15 protein-coding genes are annotated in these 16,401 nt (G+C 49.7%); 6 read left to right on the plus strand and 9 right to left on the minus strand.

From position 1 onward, the window contains the following. Window positions 1-7: 7 nt before the first annotated feature. The 5 genes from EHT87_RS23800 to EHT87_RS23820 all read right to left on the minus strand — a co-directional run bounded on the left by EHT87_RS23800 (window position 8) and on the right by EHT87_RS23820 (window position 5,080). Window positions 8-841: a hypothetical protein gene (locus EHT87_RS23800; RefSeq protein WP_124909172.1), complete on the minus strand. Its 834-nt coding sequence runs from the start codon at window positions 839-841 to the stop codon at window positions 8-10. A 104-nt stretch (window positions 842-945) separates the two neighbouring features. Continuing rightward, complete coding sequence (locus EHT87_RS23805) at window positions 946-2,349, minus strand: tetratricopeptide repeat protein (RefSeq protein WP_124909173.1); 1,404 nt, start codon at window positions 2,347-2,349, stop codon at window positions 946-948. A 182-nt stretch (window positions 2,350-2,531) separates the two neighbouring features. Beyond that, window positions 2,532-3,575 carry an SDR family NAD(P)-dependent oxidoreductase gene (locus EHT87_RS23810; protein ID WP_124909174.1) on the minus strand — a complete coding sequence of 348 codons (1,044 nt, stop codon included), beginning with the start codon at window positions 3,573-3,575 and terminating at the stop codon, window positions 2,532-2,534. Continuing rightward, entirely contained in the window at window positions 3,556-3,942 is a 387-nt protein-coding gene (locus tag EHT87_RS23815; protein ID WP_229321302.1) for a hypothetical protein, read from the minus strand. The genes EHT87_RS23810 and EHT87_RS23815 overlap by 20 nt, the downstream gene beginning before the upstream one ends. Window positions 3,943-4,033: 91 nt before the next feature. Continuing rightward, on the minus strand, window positions 4,034-5,080 hold the full coding sequence (locus EHT87_RS23820) for an AAA family ATPase (RefSeq protein WP_124909176.1): 1,047 nt from the start codon (window positions 5,078-5,080) through the stop codon (window positions 4,034-4,036). A gap of 173 nt (window positions 5,081-5,253) precedes the next feature. On the opposite strand from EHT87_RS23820, the gene metG reads away from it, so the two are divergent. Further along, window positions 5,254-7,350: a methionine--tRNA ligase gene (gene metG / locus EHT87_RS23825; RefSeq protein WP_124909177.1), complete on the plus strand. Its 2,097-nt coding sequence runs from the start codon at window positions 5,254-5,256 to the stop codon at window positions 7,348-7,350. Between the two features lie 545 nt (window positions 7,351-7,895). On the opposite strand, the gene pth is transcribed toward metG, so the two are convergent. Next, entirely contained in the window at window positions 7,896-8,459 is a 564-nt protein-coding gene (gene pth, locus EHT87_RS23830; protein ID WP_124909178.1) for an aminoacyl-tRNA hydrolase, read from the minus strand. 117 nt (window positions 8,460-8,576) lie between these two features. Between pth and pyrR the strand changes: the two genes are divergently transcribed. Together pyrR and EHT87_RS23840 are read left to right on the plus strand one after the other, a co-directional pair. Next, entirely contained in the window at window positions 8,577-9,116 is a 540-nt protein-coding gene (gene pyrR, locus EHT87_RS23835; RefSeq protein ID WP_124909179.1) for a bifunctional pyr operon transcriptional regulator/uracil phosphoribosyltransferase PyrR, read from the plus strand. Window positions 9,117-9,160: 44 nt separating this feature from the next. After that, the gene (locus EHT87_RS23840) at window positions 9,161-9,532 is read left to right on the plus strand and encodes a DUF1304 domain-containing protein (RefSeq protein ID WP_124909697.1); all 372 of its coding nucleotides are present in this window, start codon (window positions 9,161-9,163) and stop codon (window positions 9,530-9,532) included. Between the two features lie 125 nt (window positions 9,533-9,657). Here EHT87_RS23840 and EHT87_RS23845 read toward each other — a convergent pair whose 3' ends face one another. Next, on the minus strand, window positions 9,658-10,239 hold the full coding sequence (locus EHT87_RS23845; protein ID WP_124909180.1) for a hypothetical protein: 582 nt from the start codon (window positions 10,237-10,239) through the stop codon (window positions 9,658-9,660). A 253-nt stretch (window positions 10,240-10,492) separates the two neighbouring features. On the opposite strand from EHT87_RS23845, the gene EHT87_RS23850 reads away from it, so the two are divergent. From EHT87_RS23850 to EHT87_RS23860, 3 genes are all read left to right on the plus strand, one after another. After that, window positions 10,493-11,650: a sensor histidine kinase gene (locus EHT87_RS23850; RefSeq protein WP_124909181.1), complete on the plus strand. Its 1,158-nt coding sequence runs from the start codon at window positions 10,493-10,495 to the stop codon at window positions 11,648-11,650. A gap of 6 nt (window positions 11,651-11,656) precedes the next feature. Further along, window positions 11,657-12,379, plus strand: coding sequence for a LytR/AlgR family response regulator transcription factor (locus EHT87_RS23855; protein WP_124909182.1), 723 nt, complete (start codon window positions 11,657-11,659; stop codon window positions 12,377-12,379). A gap of 221 nt (window positions 12,380-12,600) precedes the next feature. Next, a complete protein-coding gene (locus EHT87_RS23860; protein ID WP_124909183.1) occupies window positions 12,601-14,997 on the plus strand; it encodes an ABC transporter permease in 2,397 nt (798 codons plus the stop codon). A 76-nt stretch (window positions 14,998-15,073) separates the two neighbouring features. Here the strand turns inward: EHT87_RS23860 and EHT87_RS23865 are convergent, their stop codons facing one another. Further along, window positions 15,074-15,304, minus strand: a complete 231-nt coding sequence (locus tag EHT87_RS23865) for a hypothetical protein (protein ID WP_124909184.1) — start codon at window positions 15,302-15,304, stop codon at window positions 15,074-15,076. A gap of 479 nt (window positions 15,305-15,783) precedes the next feature. Next, on the minus strand, window positions 15,784-16,272 hold the full coding sequence (locus tag EHT87_RS23870; RefSeq protein ID WP_124909185.1) for a DUF5675 family protein: 489 nt from the start codon (window positions 16,270-16,272) through the stop codon (window positions 15,784-15,786). Window positions 16,273-16,401 lie beyond the last annotated feature (129 nt).

Here is a 16,401-nt window from a genome sequence, read left to right on the forward strand (position 1 = left end):
AACGCATTTAGTTTGTTTCGTACTCGTATTGCTCCAGAACCGTTGAGTTTTGTGCCTGTATTCGTCTGACCGGCAAGTCGTTATCGTACACGTAACGGTATTCACTGACTGATGGCTTTGTCTGACTACCCACTCCCATCTGGTAGGTAGAAGCCCGGATGCAATTATTTTTTGACCAGCTCATCTGATCAAAAATCGGGCAATCGGCCAGGCAATACGGATTGGGCTTCGCGTCATATTCGTACACAATCCGGCGGGTCTGCGTAGTGGAAGCCGCGTTTCGCTGCAAAGGATTGGTCGTAACGGTTTCTTCAACCAGATTGCCCCGCTCATCATACCGGTATTGATTGGTCGTCATGGTGATTGGTGATTGCCCCGACAAATCACCCCTTGGTGCGTAGGTATAGCGCTGACGTCCCACAATCTGACCGGCGGCATTGTAGATCAGTGAATCGGAGAAAAAGAGCGATTTATCGGGTTTATCCGGCGACATCCCCTTGCGGAGCAAATAGCGTTCCTTCGAGCTTAAACGCCCTTCCGGACTGTACTTATAGTTCTCCGAGTAGCCGTAGTTCCAGGGTGCTTCGGGGTTTTGGTACCGCATGGAATACGAAGCCAGTTTACCATTGGTACTGTAGTCGTGTTGAATTTGACTGAGTGGCGATTGTTCGCGGGTGAGTTCTTCTTTGGCGAGCTTGCCTTTGGAATCGTAAAAAAACTGCCGGACACTTCCGTCTGAATAGGTGATTTTCTTGAGCCGGTTTTGGGCCGCTACCGGTTGGGAAATTGCTAATCCGGTTAATAAGCTGAAGAATAAGAAGAAACGATACTTTTTCTGCATAACGCTGACGTGAATGTTGGGTTATTGGAGTCGATTGCAAAAACTATGCCCGTAAAAAAAGCCGCTCTAAAAAAGGGCGGCTCTTCCGGCGGAATCCGCCAAAATCATTTTTTTCGGTATTGTTCTATAATCTTGTAAAGTGCTTTCTGCTTTTCCAACTCCGGAAAAAAATCGAACAGGAGCACGTGCTGGTCGTAATTGAGCGTCAAAGCCGCTTCCAGACTGACAAGTGCTTCGCGGTAGTGACCGGCATGAATGAGGTAAATCACCGCGCGGTAATACAGATCGGCTTCCTGCGGCAGTTCCTCGATACCCATCTCGATAATTTCGTGGGCCCTGGCAAAATCACCCTGATCGAACATCACCAGCGACCATTGCAGGTAGACATCGACATTGGCCGGGTCGGCCTCGACGGCTTTCTCAAACGCTTCGAGACTCGATACGCCGTTGCCAAGCTTGTATTCGGTTTCGGCCAGCGCCAGCCAGTATTCGGCATTTTTCTCGTTCAGTTTCAGTGCTTTCCGCAAAAACGGGATGGATTCGTGCCATTTGCCCAATTCACTCAGACAGACCCCAATCCCGTAATAGCCTTCGTCCCACAGGTTATCCAGGTGGACGGCGTCACGGTAGCGGGTGATGGCCTCACCATAGCGGTTTTGTTTCTCCAGACTGGCACCCAGGTAACAATACGTTTCGGGCGTGGCCTCTTCATACTTCAACGTACTGCGATACGCTTCCTCGGCCTTCACGAACTCACCCAGGTTCATGTAGGTATTGCCCAGATTGAAATACGCCGACGCAAAATCTTCTTTGATAATCGTCGCATAATCATAGGCTTCGGCAGCGTCTTTGTAGCGGCTCAGTTTGCTGTAGGCAATGCCAATGTTATACCAGGCGTTGTGCGAATACGGGTCGCGGTCGATGAGTTGCTGGTAATAATCCAGGCTGTTTTCCAGTTCCCCGATCAAATCCAGACAAAACGCTAATTCATACAGTGAATTCTCGTTGTTAATATTATAATTGATCGACGTTTTGTAGTTCTCAATGGCCTGCTCGTATTTTCCCCAATTCTGGTAGGTCTGCCCAATCTGAAAATAGATGTCGTCCTTCTCGTCGGCGGTTTCCAGCAAATCGGTCAGAATTTCGATGGATTGCTCGTAATTGCCGGCCAGATTGCTGATGGTTCCCTGCATGTATTGCACATCCGGATCGCTAGGATTATACAGGGCGGCTCTATCCAGAAGATTCAGAGCTTGTTCATACTTTCCGTTGGTAGCCAGTAATTGGGCTTTATCCAACATCAGCTCCAGCGAGTAGGGGAAGTTTCCGAGTCCGGCTTCGCAGGCTTTCATGGCTTTTTCCAGGTCGCCCTCTTCCATATAATGTTCGACCATCTGCTCGTAGACATCCAGATCGAAAAATTGGTTTTCGGAGCCGTCCAGCATACTCTCAAATCGCTGTATCGAGGCCTTTATTTCGCTTTCTCTTTCCTCAAACTCTTGCTCCATATTCACTTTGTACAGGGGTTACGTATATACTATACACCACTATTCAGCGTAGAAATGTAGTAGAAATATACAACTAATAATCTATTCCGCAACTATTCTCGCAAAAAAAGGAGGCAGTGTTTTTACGCCGTTTTTTGCATGAATTGTACATCAGCATTTTAGTGCAGATACACGGCCAAAGGCTATTCCGTCTGGTCGTGTGTACGCTTGAAAAACACAGAAATCCGTTGAATCGTTTCGTCCATATTCCGGTAATGAAAAGGCAGTGTTTGTTCAATCTTCCGGCCCTGGTACTGGTAATGGCCTGAAGCCGACCGGGCGGTTTCGCGGGTAATCAGGGGCGCCTTGCCCGTAATCCAGGCGCGGACGGCTTCGACGGGCCACAGCAACTGCGTAAGTTTCGGGGAGACCCGGTATTTTGGTCGTTTCTTACCCATGGCATCCGCCATTTTATCCAGGAAGTCCTTGTAAGAAAGACTTTTGGCACTCAGAATAAAGCGTTCCGCGGTGATATCGCTTTGCATGAGCTGAAAAACCGCTTCGGCCACATCCCGCACATCGACCAGGTTGACGATCCCGGCGGGATAAAACGGTTTTTCATCGAACGCGTACTTAAAAAGCTGCGTGCTGCTCCGGGTCCAGTCGCCTTCGCCCAGCACCAGCGACGGATTGACCATCACCGCATTTAGTCCCTCGGCCACACCACGCCACACTTCCAGTTCGGCCCGGTATTTGGTTTGTCCGTAAAATGAATTCTGGGGCGATTCTTCCCAGCGCTGGTCTTCATCGATCACAATGGGGGCGTTGTCGTTCTCTCCCTTAATTGTCGGGCGACCGATGGCGGCCACCGAACTGACGTACCCCAGCTTCCGGACGCCTTTCGCCAGACAGATATTGACCACATTGGCCGTGCCTTCCACATTGACTTTATCCATGCGGTCGCGGTCTTTCGGCGAATAGGAAATCATGGCCGCCACGTGAATCACGTCCACGGTGCCCCGGGTCTGCACGGTCTGGAGCGCGTCTTCCAGCGACGGAATATCCAGAATATCGCCTTCGAACCAGGTGACGCGGTCTTTGATGTCGTTGAGCAAACCCAGATCACTACCGGCTCGCCGGAGAGCCGCCACCGGTCGGCCCGCGTCGAGATACCGCCGGATGATGTGGCTGCCGATGAGGCCATTGGCGCCGGTGACGAGGGTGATATCAGGTTGTGAGGAAGTCATTCAGGATGTTTTCGAGGGTGATGAAACCGGGTGCCCGGCGGTTTTTGAGTTCGGCGAGGAGTTGAAGGTAATTGGGGTCATAGCCGATAGTAGTTCGTTTTACGGCTTTGCAAAATTGCTTCAGGTTTGTTGGAAAACCGTATTGTGTGATGTTAAGATTAATCTTTTCGGCATTCCACAAAAGAAATGTTTCAATGGCTTTATCGAGAGTAATTAAGTATTGGTTCGTATCACTCTTCTTTTTGAAGGTTATTTTCTCGAATTGATCAATAAGGACAAAGTCATCGAAATAAGCTGGTGACCGCTTATCGTTGTCGATGATGCCGACAACGGTGAAATTGGGCCGGTTTTCTGCTATACTTTTCATTTCCTGAACGACATTGCGTATACCGAAAATGTGATCAATCCGGGTATTGGCAGGAGCTAACAAGTTGATCAAAGCAGTATCAGCGTAACACTCAGGCAGAAACAGTACGTCCGGCATTCGGTAAAAACTTGTCGAGATTGAAAAAAATGTCTGTACTAAAATCCAACACATCTCGGAGTTCATCCGGTGTCATGGCTTTGACTTTCGTCTCATAGTTTTCGTAGTAAGTTATGAATACATTAAGCTGATCGTCTTTCAGATTTTCGATCAGCGTATGCAGCAAATAGGGACTGTGGGTTGAAATAAAGTACTGATCATCTTCATCGTAGATGATTCGATACGCTAATTCAAGAGTGTAAGGAGGAAATGAATGTACTTCTGGTTCTTCAAAGATTATCACGGAGTCTTTATTAGACTCAATTGCGGTTATGTAAAACATGAACCGGCGGAAGGTGTCGGCGATGGTAAAAAACTCATATAATTTTACACGTGGCCCTTGTCTTTTTTGTATTCCAAAAGTTTGGTCTTTTTCTAAAAAGACAAATTCAAGACCCTGTGATTTGAATAATTTTACAAATTCTTCTATCAAGTCATCACGCCTGTTCAAAACAGCGTATAAGTTGCGACCATCGGGGGGCAAAAGAAAATCTTGAAATAAATTTTCGAATTTGGTTCGACCACTAAAATCGTATTTTCGAACTGGACTTAAGCGAGAATCTTTCCTATTTAAATCACTTAAGATACCTAAAAGCTGACCTTTCTCGCTAAGATGGTAATTGATGAATTTGTATAAACTTCTTTCATCTTTTAAGTTAAGATTGAATGCGCTTTCTGAGTTTTTACTAATAACCGTTTCCGAAAGCGTGGCTTGTGTTTGGTCTGTACTGATTGAAATGTCTTGTGAGATATCATGATCATAATACAAGTCAACAAGTTTTTCGTATCGAATAGTGTCTTGTAAATATTTATTGTCATTGTAGCTACTTCCCAGCAATCCCAACGCTTCCAGAATATTCGACTTCCCCACGTTCGGTTTGCCGATGAAGACGTTCACCCGCTTGCAGTCCAGCCGCAGGTCTTTGATCGACTTGAAGTTTTTGATGTCAACCCAGTTCAGGAAATTATTCGTGCTTTCCATGGTGTTATTCAGATCCCGCCTGTAACGGGCATTTTTGTAAACATAACAACGTTTGCCGCCGATTTGCTAATTTCGCGCCAAAATTAGGTTTTGAAAGGTACGATTTGACGGAAGACGGAACCCGCCATTGTTTCTGTGTTGAACCGAATACCGAAAACCGTAAACCGACGAACATGTCATTAGAAAATCCGCAACGCTATACCGTCACGGCGGCCCTGATTTACGCCAACGGCCCGATTCACATCGGACACATTGCCGGTTGTTATCTGCCTGCTGATATTTACGTGCGCTATCTCCGCGCAACGGGCAAAGACGTGGCCTTTATCAGCGGCACCGACGAACACGGCGTTCCGATTACCATCCGGGCTCAGAAAGAGGGCATTACCCCGCAGGAAGTGGTTGATAAATATTACGGGCAGATCAAGCAGTCGTTTGAAGAATTTGGGATTTCATTCGATCTCTACTCCCGAACGTCCAAACCGATTCACCACGAAACCTCGCAGGAGTTTTTTCTGAATCTGTACCATTCGGGCAATTTTACGGAAGAAGTCACCGAGCAGTATTACGACGAAACCGCGAAGCAATTTCTGGCCGACCGCTACATCGTGGGCGTTTGTCCGGTTTGTGGAAATCCCAATGCGTACGGCGATCAGTGCGAAAACTGCGGCTCGACCCTCAGCCCAACCGAACTGAAAGAACCGCTGCGTTCGATGCTTTCCGGCGCTAAACCGGTTTTGAAAGCGACCAAAAACTGGTATTTGCCGCTGGACCGGATGCAACCGCGCATCGAGCAATACGTCAACAGCCATCCGGAATGGAAAACCAACGTGATGGGACAATGCCAGTCGTGGCTGAAAGAAGGGCTGCGACCCCGCGCCATGACCCGCGACCTCGACTGGGGCATCAAGGTGCCGCTGCCCGACACGGAGGGCAAGGTGCTCTACGTCTGGTTCGATGCGCCGATTGGCTATATTTCGATGACCAAGGAATGGGCCGAACAGCAGGGGCGCGATTGGGAATTGTACTGGCGCGATAAAGACACGAAACTCGTTCATTTCATCGGAAAGGACAATATCGTGTTTCACTGCATCATTTTTCCGGCGATGTTGATGCACGAAGCGAGTGGTTCGGCATCCCGCTATATTCTGGCCGACAATGTGCCCGCCAACGAGTTCATGAACCTGGAAGGCGATAAGATTTCGACTTCGCGAAACTGGGCGGTATGGCTGCACGAATACCTGGACGAGCTGCCCGGTAAGCAGGACGTGCTGCGCTACGTGCTGGCGGCCAACGGCCCCGAAACCAAAGACAGTGAGTTTACCTGGAAAGATTTTCAGACCCGCAACAATAGCGAGCTGGTCGGGATTTTTGGCAATTTCGTCAACCGGGCGGTGGTGCTGACCCAGAAATTCTGTGACGGGAAAGTGCCGACGAAGGGCGATCTGAACGACACCGATCAGGCGGTTCTGGACGAGCTGGCCCAGTTTCCGGATCGCATCGGGCAGGCCATTGAGCAATACCGCTTCCGCGAAGCCCTGACGTATCTGATGGATCTGGCGCGGCTGGGTAATAAATACCTGGCCGAAACTGAGCCGTGGAAAGTGGCCAAAACCGACCTGCCGCGCGTTCATACCATTCTGAACATTGCCTTGCAGATTTCGGCCAACCTCAGCATCGTTTGCGAACCTTTTCTGCCATTTACATCGGAAAAGCTGCGGAAAGTATTGAATACGGACCAGATTACCCCGGAAGACGCCGTTGGGTCGGCCTTCCACTGGCTGAACGCGGGCAAAGCTGATTTGCTGCCCCACGGCCACGCATTGGGCAACGGGGTGCTGCTGTTCGAGAAGTTAGAAGACGAGGTGATTAACCAACAAATCGAAAAACTGCACGCATCCAAACGCATGAACGAACTGGCGACGAAAACCATTCCGGAAGCCAAACCGGAGATTCAATACGACGATTTTGCCAAAATGGACATCCGCATCGGCACCATTCTGGAAGCGGAGCGCGTTCCTAAAAGCGATAAACTGCTGAAACTGAAAGTAGACGATGGAACCGGCGTGCGCCAGATTCTGAGCGGTATTGCGAAACATTTCGCCCCCGAAGACCTCATTGGGAAACAGGTAACTTTTCTGGCCAATCTGGCTCCGCGAAAGATGATGGGGCTTGAATCGCAGGGAATGATTCTGATGGCCGAAGACCGTGACGGCAGCCTGTCGCTGCTGGGACCGGACAAGGCGGTTTGGAATGGTGGAGCAGTGAGCTAACGTCCGAACGGAGCCCGAATTGAACCGTTATTTTTGATCAAGGTGCGCCGATCAGAAATGAAAGTTCAAGTCGGGCTCTATTGGGCTACCCTTAAAAAAGATAAAGCCTCCCGATCATTGCGAGAGGCTTTATACTGACTATTCCTAAACCCTTAACCTTTTCTTCTTTAATGACTTGGCTACTTCCGGCTAACCTGTTAATTGTACCGTCTGGCAGCTTTGTAACCTAACTACACTTAAGACGCAACAATAATTCAGAAGTAACGAAACAAAATCTTTATTTTTCAAATTAACTTAGAAATTCCTGATTTTGTTCAATTGCTCTCCCGTTGAAGAACAATGCAAATATCGCAATAAATTTTAAGAGTACAAATTATATTTTTTAATACGAATAGCGTGTGCTATGGGTATGGTATTGATTTGTAATAGGTTATAACCGTGTTTATAGGCTGTTTAAACGTTATATTGAAATAAAATACTATAAATTACACAATTTAGCCAAAGGAAATTTTTATCGGCAAAAATGAAAAAATCTTTAAATAGTTCTATTTTTGGTTGAAAAAATTCATCGTGTGTTGTAGTCCCGAAGTACAAAAACTGAGGACCGCTTCACCGGCACGATCCAGATGGTCGGGTAAGACGTCCATTTCTTCCGCTGGAAACTTGCCCAAAACAAAATCAATTTGCCGGCCTTTCGAAAAATCATTGCCAATACCGAATCGAAGTCGTGCATATTCCTGCGTTCCCAACACTTCGTCGATGCTGCGCAGTCCGTTGTGGCCACCCGCCGATCCTTTCGGTTTGAGACGTAATTTACCAAACGGCAAGTCTTTATCATCCGTAACAACCAGCAGATTTTCAATTGGGACATCGAACTGTTTCAGATAAGAGCCAACGGCCCGGCCGCTCAAATTCATGTAGGTGGTGGGCTTGATGAGGTGGATGATTTTTCCTTTATGCCGCCATTCGGCCGTATAAGCCAGACGGTTCATGGTGAACGTAAAACCGTGTTGAGCCGCCAGGCGATCCAGAACCATAAAACCGGCATTGTGGCGAGTCAGCATATATTCCGGGCCAATGTTGCCGAGCCCGGCGATGAGAAATTTCATAGAAAACCGTTTTGAATGATCCGTCAAGCGTAACCAGTTGCAAAGTTCGCAGAAACCGTTCAACAAAAAACACTCCCTGTAAACTGAAAACTGAAAACCGACTACTATCTTTCAGTCATGAACCAAAAACGCCTTATCCTAGCCAGTCCGTTGCTGGAGATTGTTATCAGCCGGTTGTGTCAGGAACTGATTGAAAACCACCAGAATTTTGCCGAAACGGTGGTGCTGGGCATGCAGCCGCGCGGCATTTATTTTGCCGAACGGATTGCCCGTGAACTCAGCCGGACGTTGCAGAAAGATATACCGCTGGGGTATCTGGATGCTACTTTTTACCGCGATGACTTCCGCCGACGCGAATCGCCGTTGCGACCCAATACGACCAATGTGCCGTTTCTGATCGAAAATAAGAAGGTGATTCTGGTCGATGACGTGATTGCGACGGGGCGGATGGTGCGGGCTGCCCTCGATGCCATGACGGCTTTCGGACGGCCCCGAACCGTCGAACTGGTGGTATTGATCGATCGGCGCTATAACCGCGATCTGCCCATTAAACCCGACTACATTGGCAAGCGCGTCAACACCCTGGAATCGCAGCGTGTGCTGGTCGAATGGACAGAGCAGGGGGCGGAAACCGACCGGATCTGGTTGATGGAGTGAAGGAAGCCGGCCGAAGGGCTGCTTGCGTTAAAATTCTAAACCGTATACCGATGCTGGTTAAACTCCTGATTGGACTGATTGCCGCGATCCATTGCTACATTCTTTGGTTTGAAATGTTTGCCTGGACGACCCGGGGACCGAAAATTTTCAAGAACTTTCCCGCCGATTTATTTCCCGCTACCAAATCGCTGGCGGCTAATCAGGGGTTATACAACGGTTTTCTGGCCGCGGGACTGGTGTGGTCATTGCTCATCCGGGATCCGGTTTGGCAGAACTACGTCGCCCTGTTCTTTCTGTCCTGCGTGGCCATCGCCGGGCTGTATGGAACGGTTACCGCTGATAAAAAGATTTTCTTTCCGCAGGCGCTTCCGGCCCTGATTGCGATTGGGCTGTTGCTGATTCACCTGTACGTGTAGCGGCTCCGGCGGGCGTTTTTTTGTGATCGGTTCGCCGTAAGCCGACCATAAAACCGGTCGGCTTTTCGCATTGGGATGGTGAACATCCAGGCGGTACTGATACCGGTACCGGGCGTTCGAGAGGATCAACTGATGATGCCATACCCCAGGTCTTCCAGATCGAAGTACCGTTTGTAGCTGGCATGCTCACTCACCTCCTGATAAACGGTCCTTTGAGCCGGATCAAGTAGCTGGATGGAAACAGGACCCGCACTGGATTGGGTGTAATATACCGCAATTTTACGATGGGGTGCCGGGATGACATTGGCTCTGAAACCGGCAAAAACCGAATCGGGCACCGAGGTTCCCAGCAAAGACCAGCGTCCTTCCCGGGGTTCTGAACCAAAAGCAGATGGATTGGGCGTCAGGACATCCGGCTGAATCGTCGACGCGATCAACTGGTTGGTGGCCAGGAGGCTACAGGTCTGATCCAGCCGGCGAATGTTCTTTTTGGTTAATCGGATGTGTTTGCCGGGTAAGGTTTCCTGGTAAATCAGCTGGTTATGGTTGTCGTAGAAAGCCACCACTGTGCTTTGCGAAATGGCATCCGTGTGGAGTTGCCAGTGATGCGATTGATAATAGACATCGGTTTGCGCGAATGTTGAGCAGGCGCTTAACAAGCCGCCTACACAAACGGCTACCTGTCTGAAGCTGATTTGTTGTTTCATCTGATCGGACTGATGAGGGTGATACTTTTCGGCTAAAAAACGGCCTGTTTTCGTACCAAACCGGATTTTTAGCCCAAAGTAGGAACCCGCCGGACAGAAGCTGGCCAGACCGGACAAAAAGCGTTGGCAGGCCGGCATCGCCGTTCGTCGGGCCGTGGTGTCGTTTGTCTAAAAAAAACGGTTTCGGGCTGGCAGCATCACCCAAAACGGTAACTTTAAGGAGTTAACTGCCGGGACGGCCTGACTTCGACCGATGGAATCACTCAATAAGCTCTTATTTCGCTATCGAATTGCCTGGCACGGTCTTTTCTGGCTGCTGCTGGTGGTCTATGAAGTACTGATCTGCGGCAGTGTCGACGACGAATACCGCCAGCGCTTTGCCATCTCGCTGATCGAACTACCGGTCAAAATGCTGGCAACCTACGTGACGCTTTACCTGCTGATCGACAAGTTTCTGACTCGCAAGCGGTATGGGTATTTTCTGGCGTATTTAGTCCTCTCGATGCTGGTCGTCGGTATGCTTCAGAGACTGGTAGCCTACTGCTTTATTTACCCGCTTTACTTTCCGTCGGCTTTGTCGGCACCCGTGTTTTTTGTGCCGAAAATACTGATTTACACGTTTGTGGTGTATTCCATGGTTGCTATTCCGGCGACCGTTCACCTGATGAAAAAATGGTACATCGACCAGCAACTTACCCAGGAACTTCGGCAGAAAACCCAAAAACTGGCCAGTGAGAAACTGGAAGCCGAATTGAAATTGCTTAAGTCGCAGATTCACCCTCATTTTCTGTTCAATACGCTCAACAACCTCTACGCGCTCACCGTAAACGGGTCGCCCAAATCCCCCGAAATTGTTTTCAAGCTGTCGGAGCTAATGAGTTATATGCTGTACGACAGTAACTTACCGCAGGTTCCGTTGAAGAAAGAAATCCAGTATATCGAGAATTACATCACGCTGGAAAAAATCCGGTATGGCGACCGGCTGGATGTGTCGCTCAATATTTATACGCCCCTCGACGGGATTCTGATCGCGCCTTTGATCATTTTACCTTTTGTTGAAAATAGTTTTAAACACGGCGTCAGCCAGCAACTGGAGTCTGTTTGGGTGCGGGTCGATGTGTTGACTAATGATAACGTTCTCATTTTCAAGATAGAGAATAGTAAATCCCCCAATCCGCCGGTGTCAGCTTCGAACGCTCATGCGGGGATTGGGTTACAGAACGTGCGCCAGCGGCTCGACATCATTTACGGCACCCGGTATTCCCTGCAACTGTTCAGCGAAGACGAAACCTATCTGGCGGTATTGAAGATCGAACGCGATCCCGACACATCGACTCGGCCGAATTCTGCCATCTACAAAGAAGAGGGTAAAAACAGGGATGCCGTGGTTACACATTCCTTCAACGCCTAACCGACCATGAACTGTGTCATCATTGAAGACGAACCGCTGGCGCTGAATCTGCTGGAATCGTACGTCCGGCAGGTGGAGGGGCTAACCCTGGTGAGGAGTTATACCAACGCCGTGGAAGCCTTCACGTTTCTGCAATCCAAATCCGTTGATTTACTGTTTTTAGACATCGAATTGCCGCAAATATCCGGACTGGAACTGCTCAAATCGCTCCGAAACCGTCCACTGGTGATCATGACCACCGCTTACCGCGATTATGCCGTCGATGCCTATGACCTCGATGTGGTGGATTACCTGTTAAAACCGGTGACATTCGAGCGGTTTTTGCGCTCTATCAGTAAGGTTTATCAGGGAAATCAATCGCCCGGTATCGAGGTAGCGGCTAGTCCGCTGACGCACGACTTCGACCGGGCGTATATTTTTTTACGCGAAGACCGCGAGATGGTTAAAGTGTATCTGAAAGACATTCTTTACATCGAAAGCCTGCGGGATTACGTTCGGGTGAAAACCCACGACCGGCAAATCATTACGTATCAGAAAATCAGTTACCTGGAGCAGAAATTGCCCGAAAACAAATTCATTCGCATCCACCGTTCGTTTCTGGTCGCCATCGAAAAAGTAAAGGCTTTTTCGCCCCTTTCCGTGCAGGTTGGTGAAAAGTCGCTTCCCTTAGGCCGGAATTATAAGCAACAGGCACTCAAGGCTTTCCATGGCAACAATGTGATGTTGTGATTTGAACCTGCAGTCGTTGGAACCGGGCACACGAACAGCCTGACACCTTGGTATACCTGGCAAACCGCGTGTCCGCAACTGAACGTTAGCTCGTCCATTTGCGGACACGTATTCCGTCAGAAGGAACGGTAATGCATTGATTCTCTTCAGGATGTGTTTTGTGGTACGTCATTTGAGCATTGAATTCCAAACGGTTTGAGTGGCCCAAATTTCATACGTTTATGTTTCTGAACAACCTCAAAATAGCCTGGCGGAATTTACTTAAAAATCAGGCCTATACCTTGATCAATATTGCCGGTTTAGCGTTGGGTATGGCCTGCGCGATGTTGATTTTCGCCCTTGTGCGCTATCATTACCGGGTTGACAAGCACCACACGCACTACGATCGTACGTTTCGGGTGGTGTCGAAATTCCTTTCGCCCCAGGGCGAGTTTCATACGCCGGGAGTGCCGTATCCGCTTGGGAAAGCCCTGCGCAACGACCATCCGGATATTGAGCAACTGGCCATGATCGAGCAGGAAGAGGATCCGATTGTGGCGGTGGCCGTGGCGAACGGCCCCGACAAAAAGTTTAAAGAAACCGAAGGGCTGGCTGCGTTTGTGGAGCCCTCTTACTTCCGCATTTTCGATTACGATTGGATTGCGGGTGGACCCACCGATCTCAGCCAACCCGGCACCGTCGTGATCAGTGCAAAAAATGCCCGCAAATATTTTGGAACCACCGATAACGTAGTGGGCAAAACGATCCGGTTTGGTGGTCGTCTGAACGCCCGGATTGTCGGTATTTTCGCCGATTACAAGGACAATACCGATTTTCCGTATTCAATCATGCCGTCCTGGGCCAGTTTGAAAGAATACAAGGGTGGGATGGACGAAGATTTTGGCAATACCAACAGCAGTACGCAGTGTTTTGTGTTGCTCAACGATGCCTTTACCCAGGCCGACTGGGACCGGCAGATGATGGCTTTCATCAGGAAATACAAGCCGGATGGCGTCAAGGATACCCGGTTTCCGATGCAGCCCCTCCGCGACATTCACTTCTCGACCGACCACGGCGGGGTGAGTAAAGGCCTGATTCTTTCGTTGTTCCTGATTGGTATTTTTCTGATCATTACGGCCAGCATCAACTTCGTCAATTTAGCGACGGCGCAGGCCCTCCGGCGATCGCGGGAGGTGGGCGTCCGGAAAGTGATGGGCAGCACCCAGGGGCAATTATTCTGGCAGTTCATGGGCGAAACCGCACTGATTACGTTAACGGCAACGGGGATCGCGATCGGCTTGTTTCAGACGGGCCAGACGCTGGTGCAGGAGTATCTGAATGGGGCGTTTAAGTTCACGTTTTACTTTGATGCGTCCGTGATCGGGTATCTACTCGCGCTGGTGGTGAGTGTCATCGTATTGTCGGGCGTGTATCCGGCCCTGGTGCTGGCCGGATTCAGGCCCGTTACGGCCTTAACGGGCAAAATCAACCTGCAGCAGATCGGCGGTTTCTCCGTCCGCCGGGGTCTGGTAATCACCCAGTTTGCCATCTCCCAAATGCTGCTCATCGGCATGATCGTCGTGGCGACTCAGCTGAAGTTTGTGCAGAATAAAGACCTGGGATTCCGCCAGGATGCGATCCTGATGGTCGAATTGCCCTCGGTGCCCAATCAGGATATTAGCAAGCTCAATACGTTCCGGAATCTGGCGAGCGGTATGGCGGAGGTGGAGAAATTTAGCTACTCGATGAGCGGAGCCCCGCAATCGGGGTGGGTAAGTTCCAACAGCCTGACCTACAACAACCGGCCGAAACAGGAAGATTTTAGCATTCAGCGGAAATACATCGACGCCAATTACCTGGATCTGTACGGCATAAAACTCGCGGCTGGCCGAAACCTGTATCCGTCGGATACCTCCCGCGAAACGCTGGTCAATGAATCGTTCGTTCGCAAAATAGGGGCCAAAAACCCGGCTGAGGTACTAGGCAAACCGCTGGGGGTAGACGGAAAAACCCTGGAAATTGTGGGCGTGGTGAAAGATTTTAATCAGGAGGCCCTCCGGCGTACCATCGCTCCGCTCTTCCTGACCACCCGGTCGGCCCGGTATTACGCGGCCAATTTGCAACTGCAAACGGCCAATTTCCAACGGGCCATTAGTCAATTGGAAAAGTTCTATAACCAGGTTTATCCCGACAGCTATTTCACCCATCACTTTGTCGATGCCCAGATTGAACGCAGCTACCAGCAGGAACAAACCATGTCGAAGCTGGTCAATTTCTTCGCTGGTATTGCCGTGTTCATCGGCTGTCTGGGTCTGTACGGATTAGTCCTGTTCATGGCCGCTCAAAAGACCAAAGAGATTGGGGTTCGGAAAGTGCTGGGCGCCAGCCTGGGTAGCATCTTATGGCTGTTTGGCAAGGAGTTCGCCAAATTGATTCTGGTCGCCTTTGTGGTGGCGGCCCCCGTGGCCTGGTGGGTGATGGGCCGCTGGTTGCAAAATTTCCAGTACAAGATCGAACTGGGTCCCGGTATTTTTGCAATTGCCATGCTGACAACCCTTTTCGTGGCCGCCTGTACGGTGAGTTTCCAAAGCCTGAAAGCCGCCCTGATGAATCCGGTCAAGAGCCTGCGAAGTGAATAACCGCAGCAGGGGCGGTGTGCATGAGCAGTGGGTGAAGGCCAATCCGGAAAAACACCCCGGCTAACTGGGGCTGAGCTTAAATTTCATCGGTTAATTTATTGACTTCGCGCAGCGCCATTTCCATTAAATTTTGCCCGTGCCTTTCAATAAGCTGCTGTTGTTCCTGCATAATCGCGTTGTAATCGCTATTGGTTAAAAGCGAGAGCAGCCGAGCCTGGTTGGACAAGATAACCTGCTGCGAGGCTGCCGTCTGGCAAACCATCGGCAAAATGGTTTTTAGCAGGGCGTTGGTGACATGTTGTTGCATACGATTTTAGGTTTGATGCGTAAAAATGTACGTATGCTTTCAACGCTAATTTCGATCCGGTGTTGCGAAAGACAGTTTTAGCCTGAACTAAAAAATAGCCTTTTCCTACGCATTTCCCGTCTGATAACCTCATCGGGCCTCGGCCATGCTGGTAAGCTAGTCCGGGAGTGAAGGCTGTAGGTATAATCGGTTTCGATTTGTGTACCGGCACGGACGGGAGTCGTCACGTTGAGCAGCAGGTCGGCGGGGTGTCGGTCCGGCGCGGGCTGGTGGTCGGGCAGTTTTTCATTACGCAGCTTTTCGTCATTGGGGCCATCGTCGTGACGCGCCAGGTGCGGCATATGCAGCAGGGTTCAACTCCCTCTCTTATTTTGCCAAATGTTTCAGGGACCAGTTCGGCCAGTTGCCCACTGAATACCAGAGCCGGTTTAGTGCTCCTGCCTAGATTTTTTTATTTTTGGTTACCGGAATGGTTTCGCTCAAACCGGTTGGTTTACAGGAGGTTCTGTTGCCGAAAATGCCAGGAAAGCTTCCTCGTCCCGAATGATCGTAATGAATATTTTCTCCTTTTTTATAACGGCCATCAGTTGGGAAAACAAGGCATTGAACGCCTTTTTCGAATTGAGCACCATGTCTTTCTGCCGATCCGTGCCCGGTAACAAACAGCCCAGTGTGTCGGCTTCAAAATTGCCAACATGAATTCGGATGCCATCAAAACCGGGTACGTTGACCAGCAGCGGCAGAAATTTTTTGAACTTATTGCTGAAATTTACCGCGATCTCGTAGCGACCAACCGGAATGGCGGTTTTCCCAAAAACCTTGATTTGTTTGATTTGAAGCAATGGCGTTTCGGTACTCAATCCACGGTCGCGATCTTCCAGAAAAAAACCGGTAACGATTCCGTTGACTGAATACTCCGAAATAGTTGATATGTCGGTGAAAAACTTCCGAACGACCGTTAATTCCATTGGTTTCGAGCGTTTTAGGGTTGGCAGACAAGATACCGATTCCTCCGGCATCATGCCCAAAGTTTTTACTGACCGGCAACCTGACCCCGTCCGCACCGGAAAATCAGCGGTTTGGGCTCCTCCGGTTTC

This window comes from Larkinella knui (assembly GCF_003858645.1).
GTDB lineage: Bacteria > Bacteroidota > Bacteroidia > Cytophagales > Spirosomataceae > Larkinella > Larkinella knui.

Coding starts and splice junctions, on each gene's coding strand:
- EHT87_RS23800 (WP_124909172.1), bottom strand. CDS start 841: ATGCAGAAAAAGTATCGTTTCTTCTTATTCTTCAGCTTATTAACCGGA.
- EHT87_RS23805 (WP_124909173.1), bottom strand. CDS start 2,349: ATGGAGCAAGAGTTTGAGGAAAGAGAAAGCGAAATAAAGGCCTCGATA.
- EHT87_RS23810 (WP_124909174.1), bottom strand. CDS start 3,575: ATGACTTCCTCACAACCTGATATCACCCTCGTCACCGGCGCCAATGGC.
- EHT87_RS23815 (WP_229321302.1), bottom strand. CDS start 3,942: ATGAAAAGTATAGCAGAAAACCGGCCCAATTTCACCGTTGTCGGCATC.
- EHT87_RS23820 (WP_124909176.1), bottom strand. CDS start 5,080: ATGGAAAGCACGAATAATTTCCTGAACTGGGTTGACATCAAAAACTTC.
- metG (WP_124909177.1), top strand. CDS start 5,254: ATGTCATTAGAAAATCCGCAACGCTATACCGTCACGGCGGCCCTGATT.
- pth (WP_124909178.1), bottom strand. CDS start 8,459: ATGAAATTTCTCATCGCCGGGCTCGGCAACATTGGCCCGGAATATATG.
- pyrR (WP_124909179.1), top strand. CDS start 8,577: ATGAACCAAAAACGCCTTATCCTAGCCAGTCCGTTGCTGGAGATTGTT.
- EHT87_RS23845 (WP_124909180.1), bottom strand. CDS start 10,239: ATGAAACAACAAATCAGCTTCAGACAGGTAGCCGTTTGTGTAGGCGGC.
- EHT87_RS23850 (WP_124909181.1), top strand. CDS start 10,493: ATGGAATCACTCAATAAGCTCTTATTTCGCTATCGAATTGCCTGGCAC.
- EHT87_RS23855 (WP_124909182.1), top strand. CDS start 11,657: ATGAACTGTGTCATCATTGAAGACGAACCGCTGGCGCTGAATCTGCTG.
- EHT87_RS23860 (WP_124909183.1), top strand. CDS start 12,601: ATGTTTCTGAACAACCTCAAAATAGCCTGGCGGAATTTACTTAAAAAT.
- EHT87_RS23865 (WP_124909184.1), bottom strand. CDS start 15,304: ATGCAACAACATGTCACCAACGCCCTGCTAAAAACCATTTTGCCGATG.
- EHT87_RS23870 (WP_124909185.1), bottom strand. CDS start 16,272: ATGGAATTAACGGTCGTTCGGAAGTTTTTCACCGACATATCAACTATT.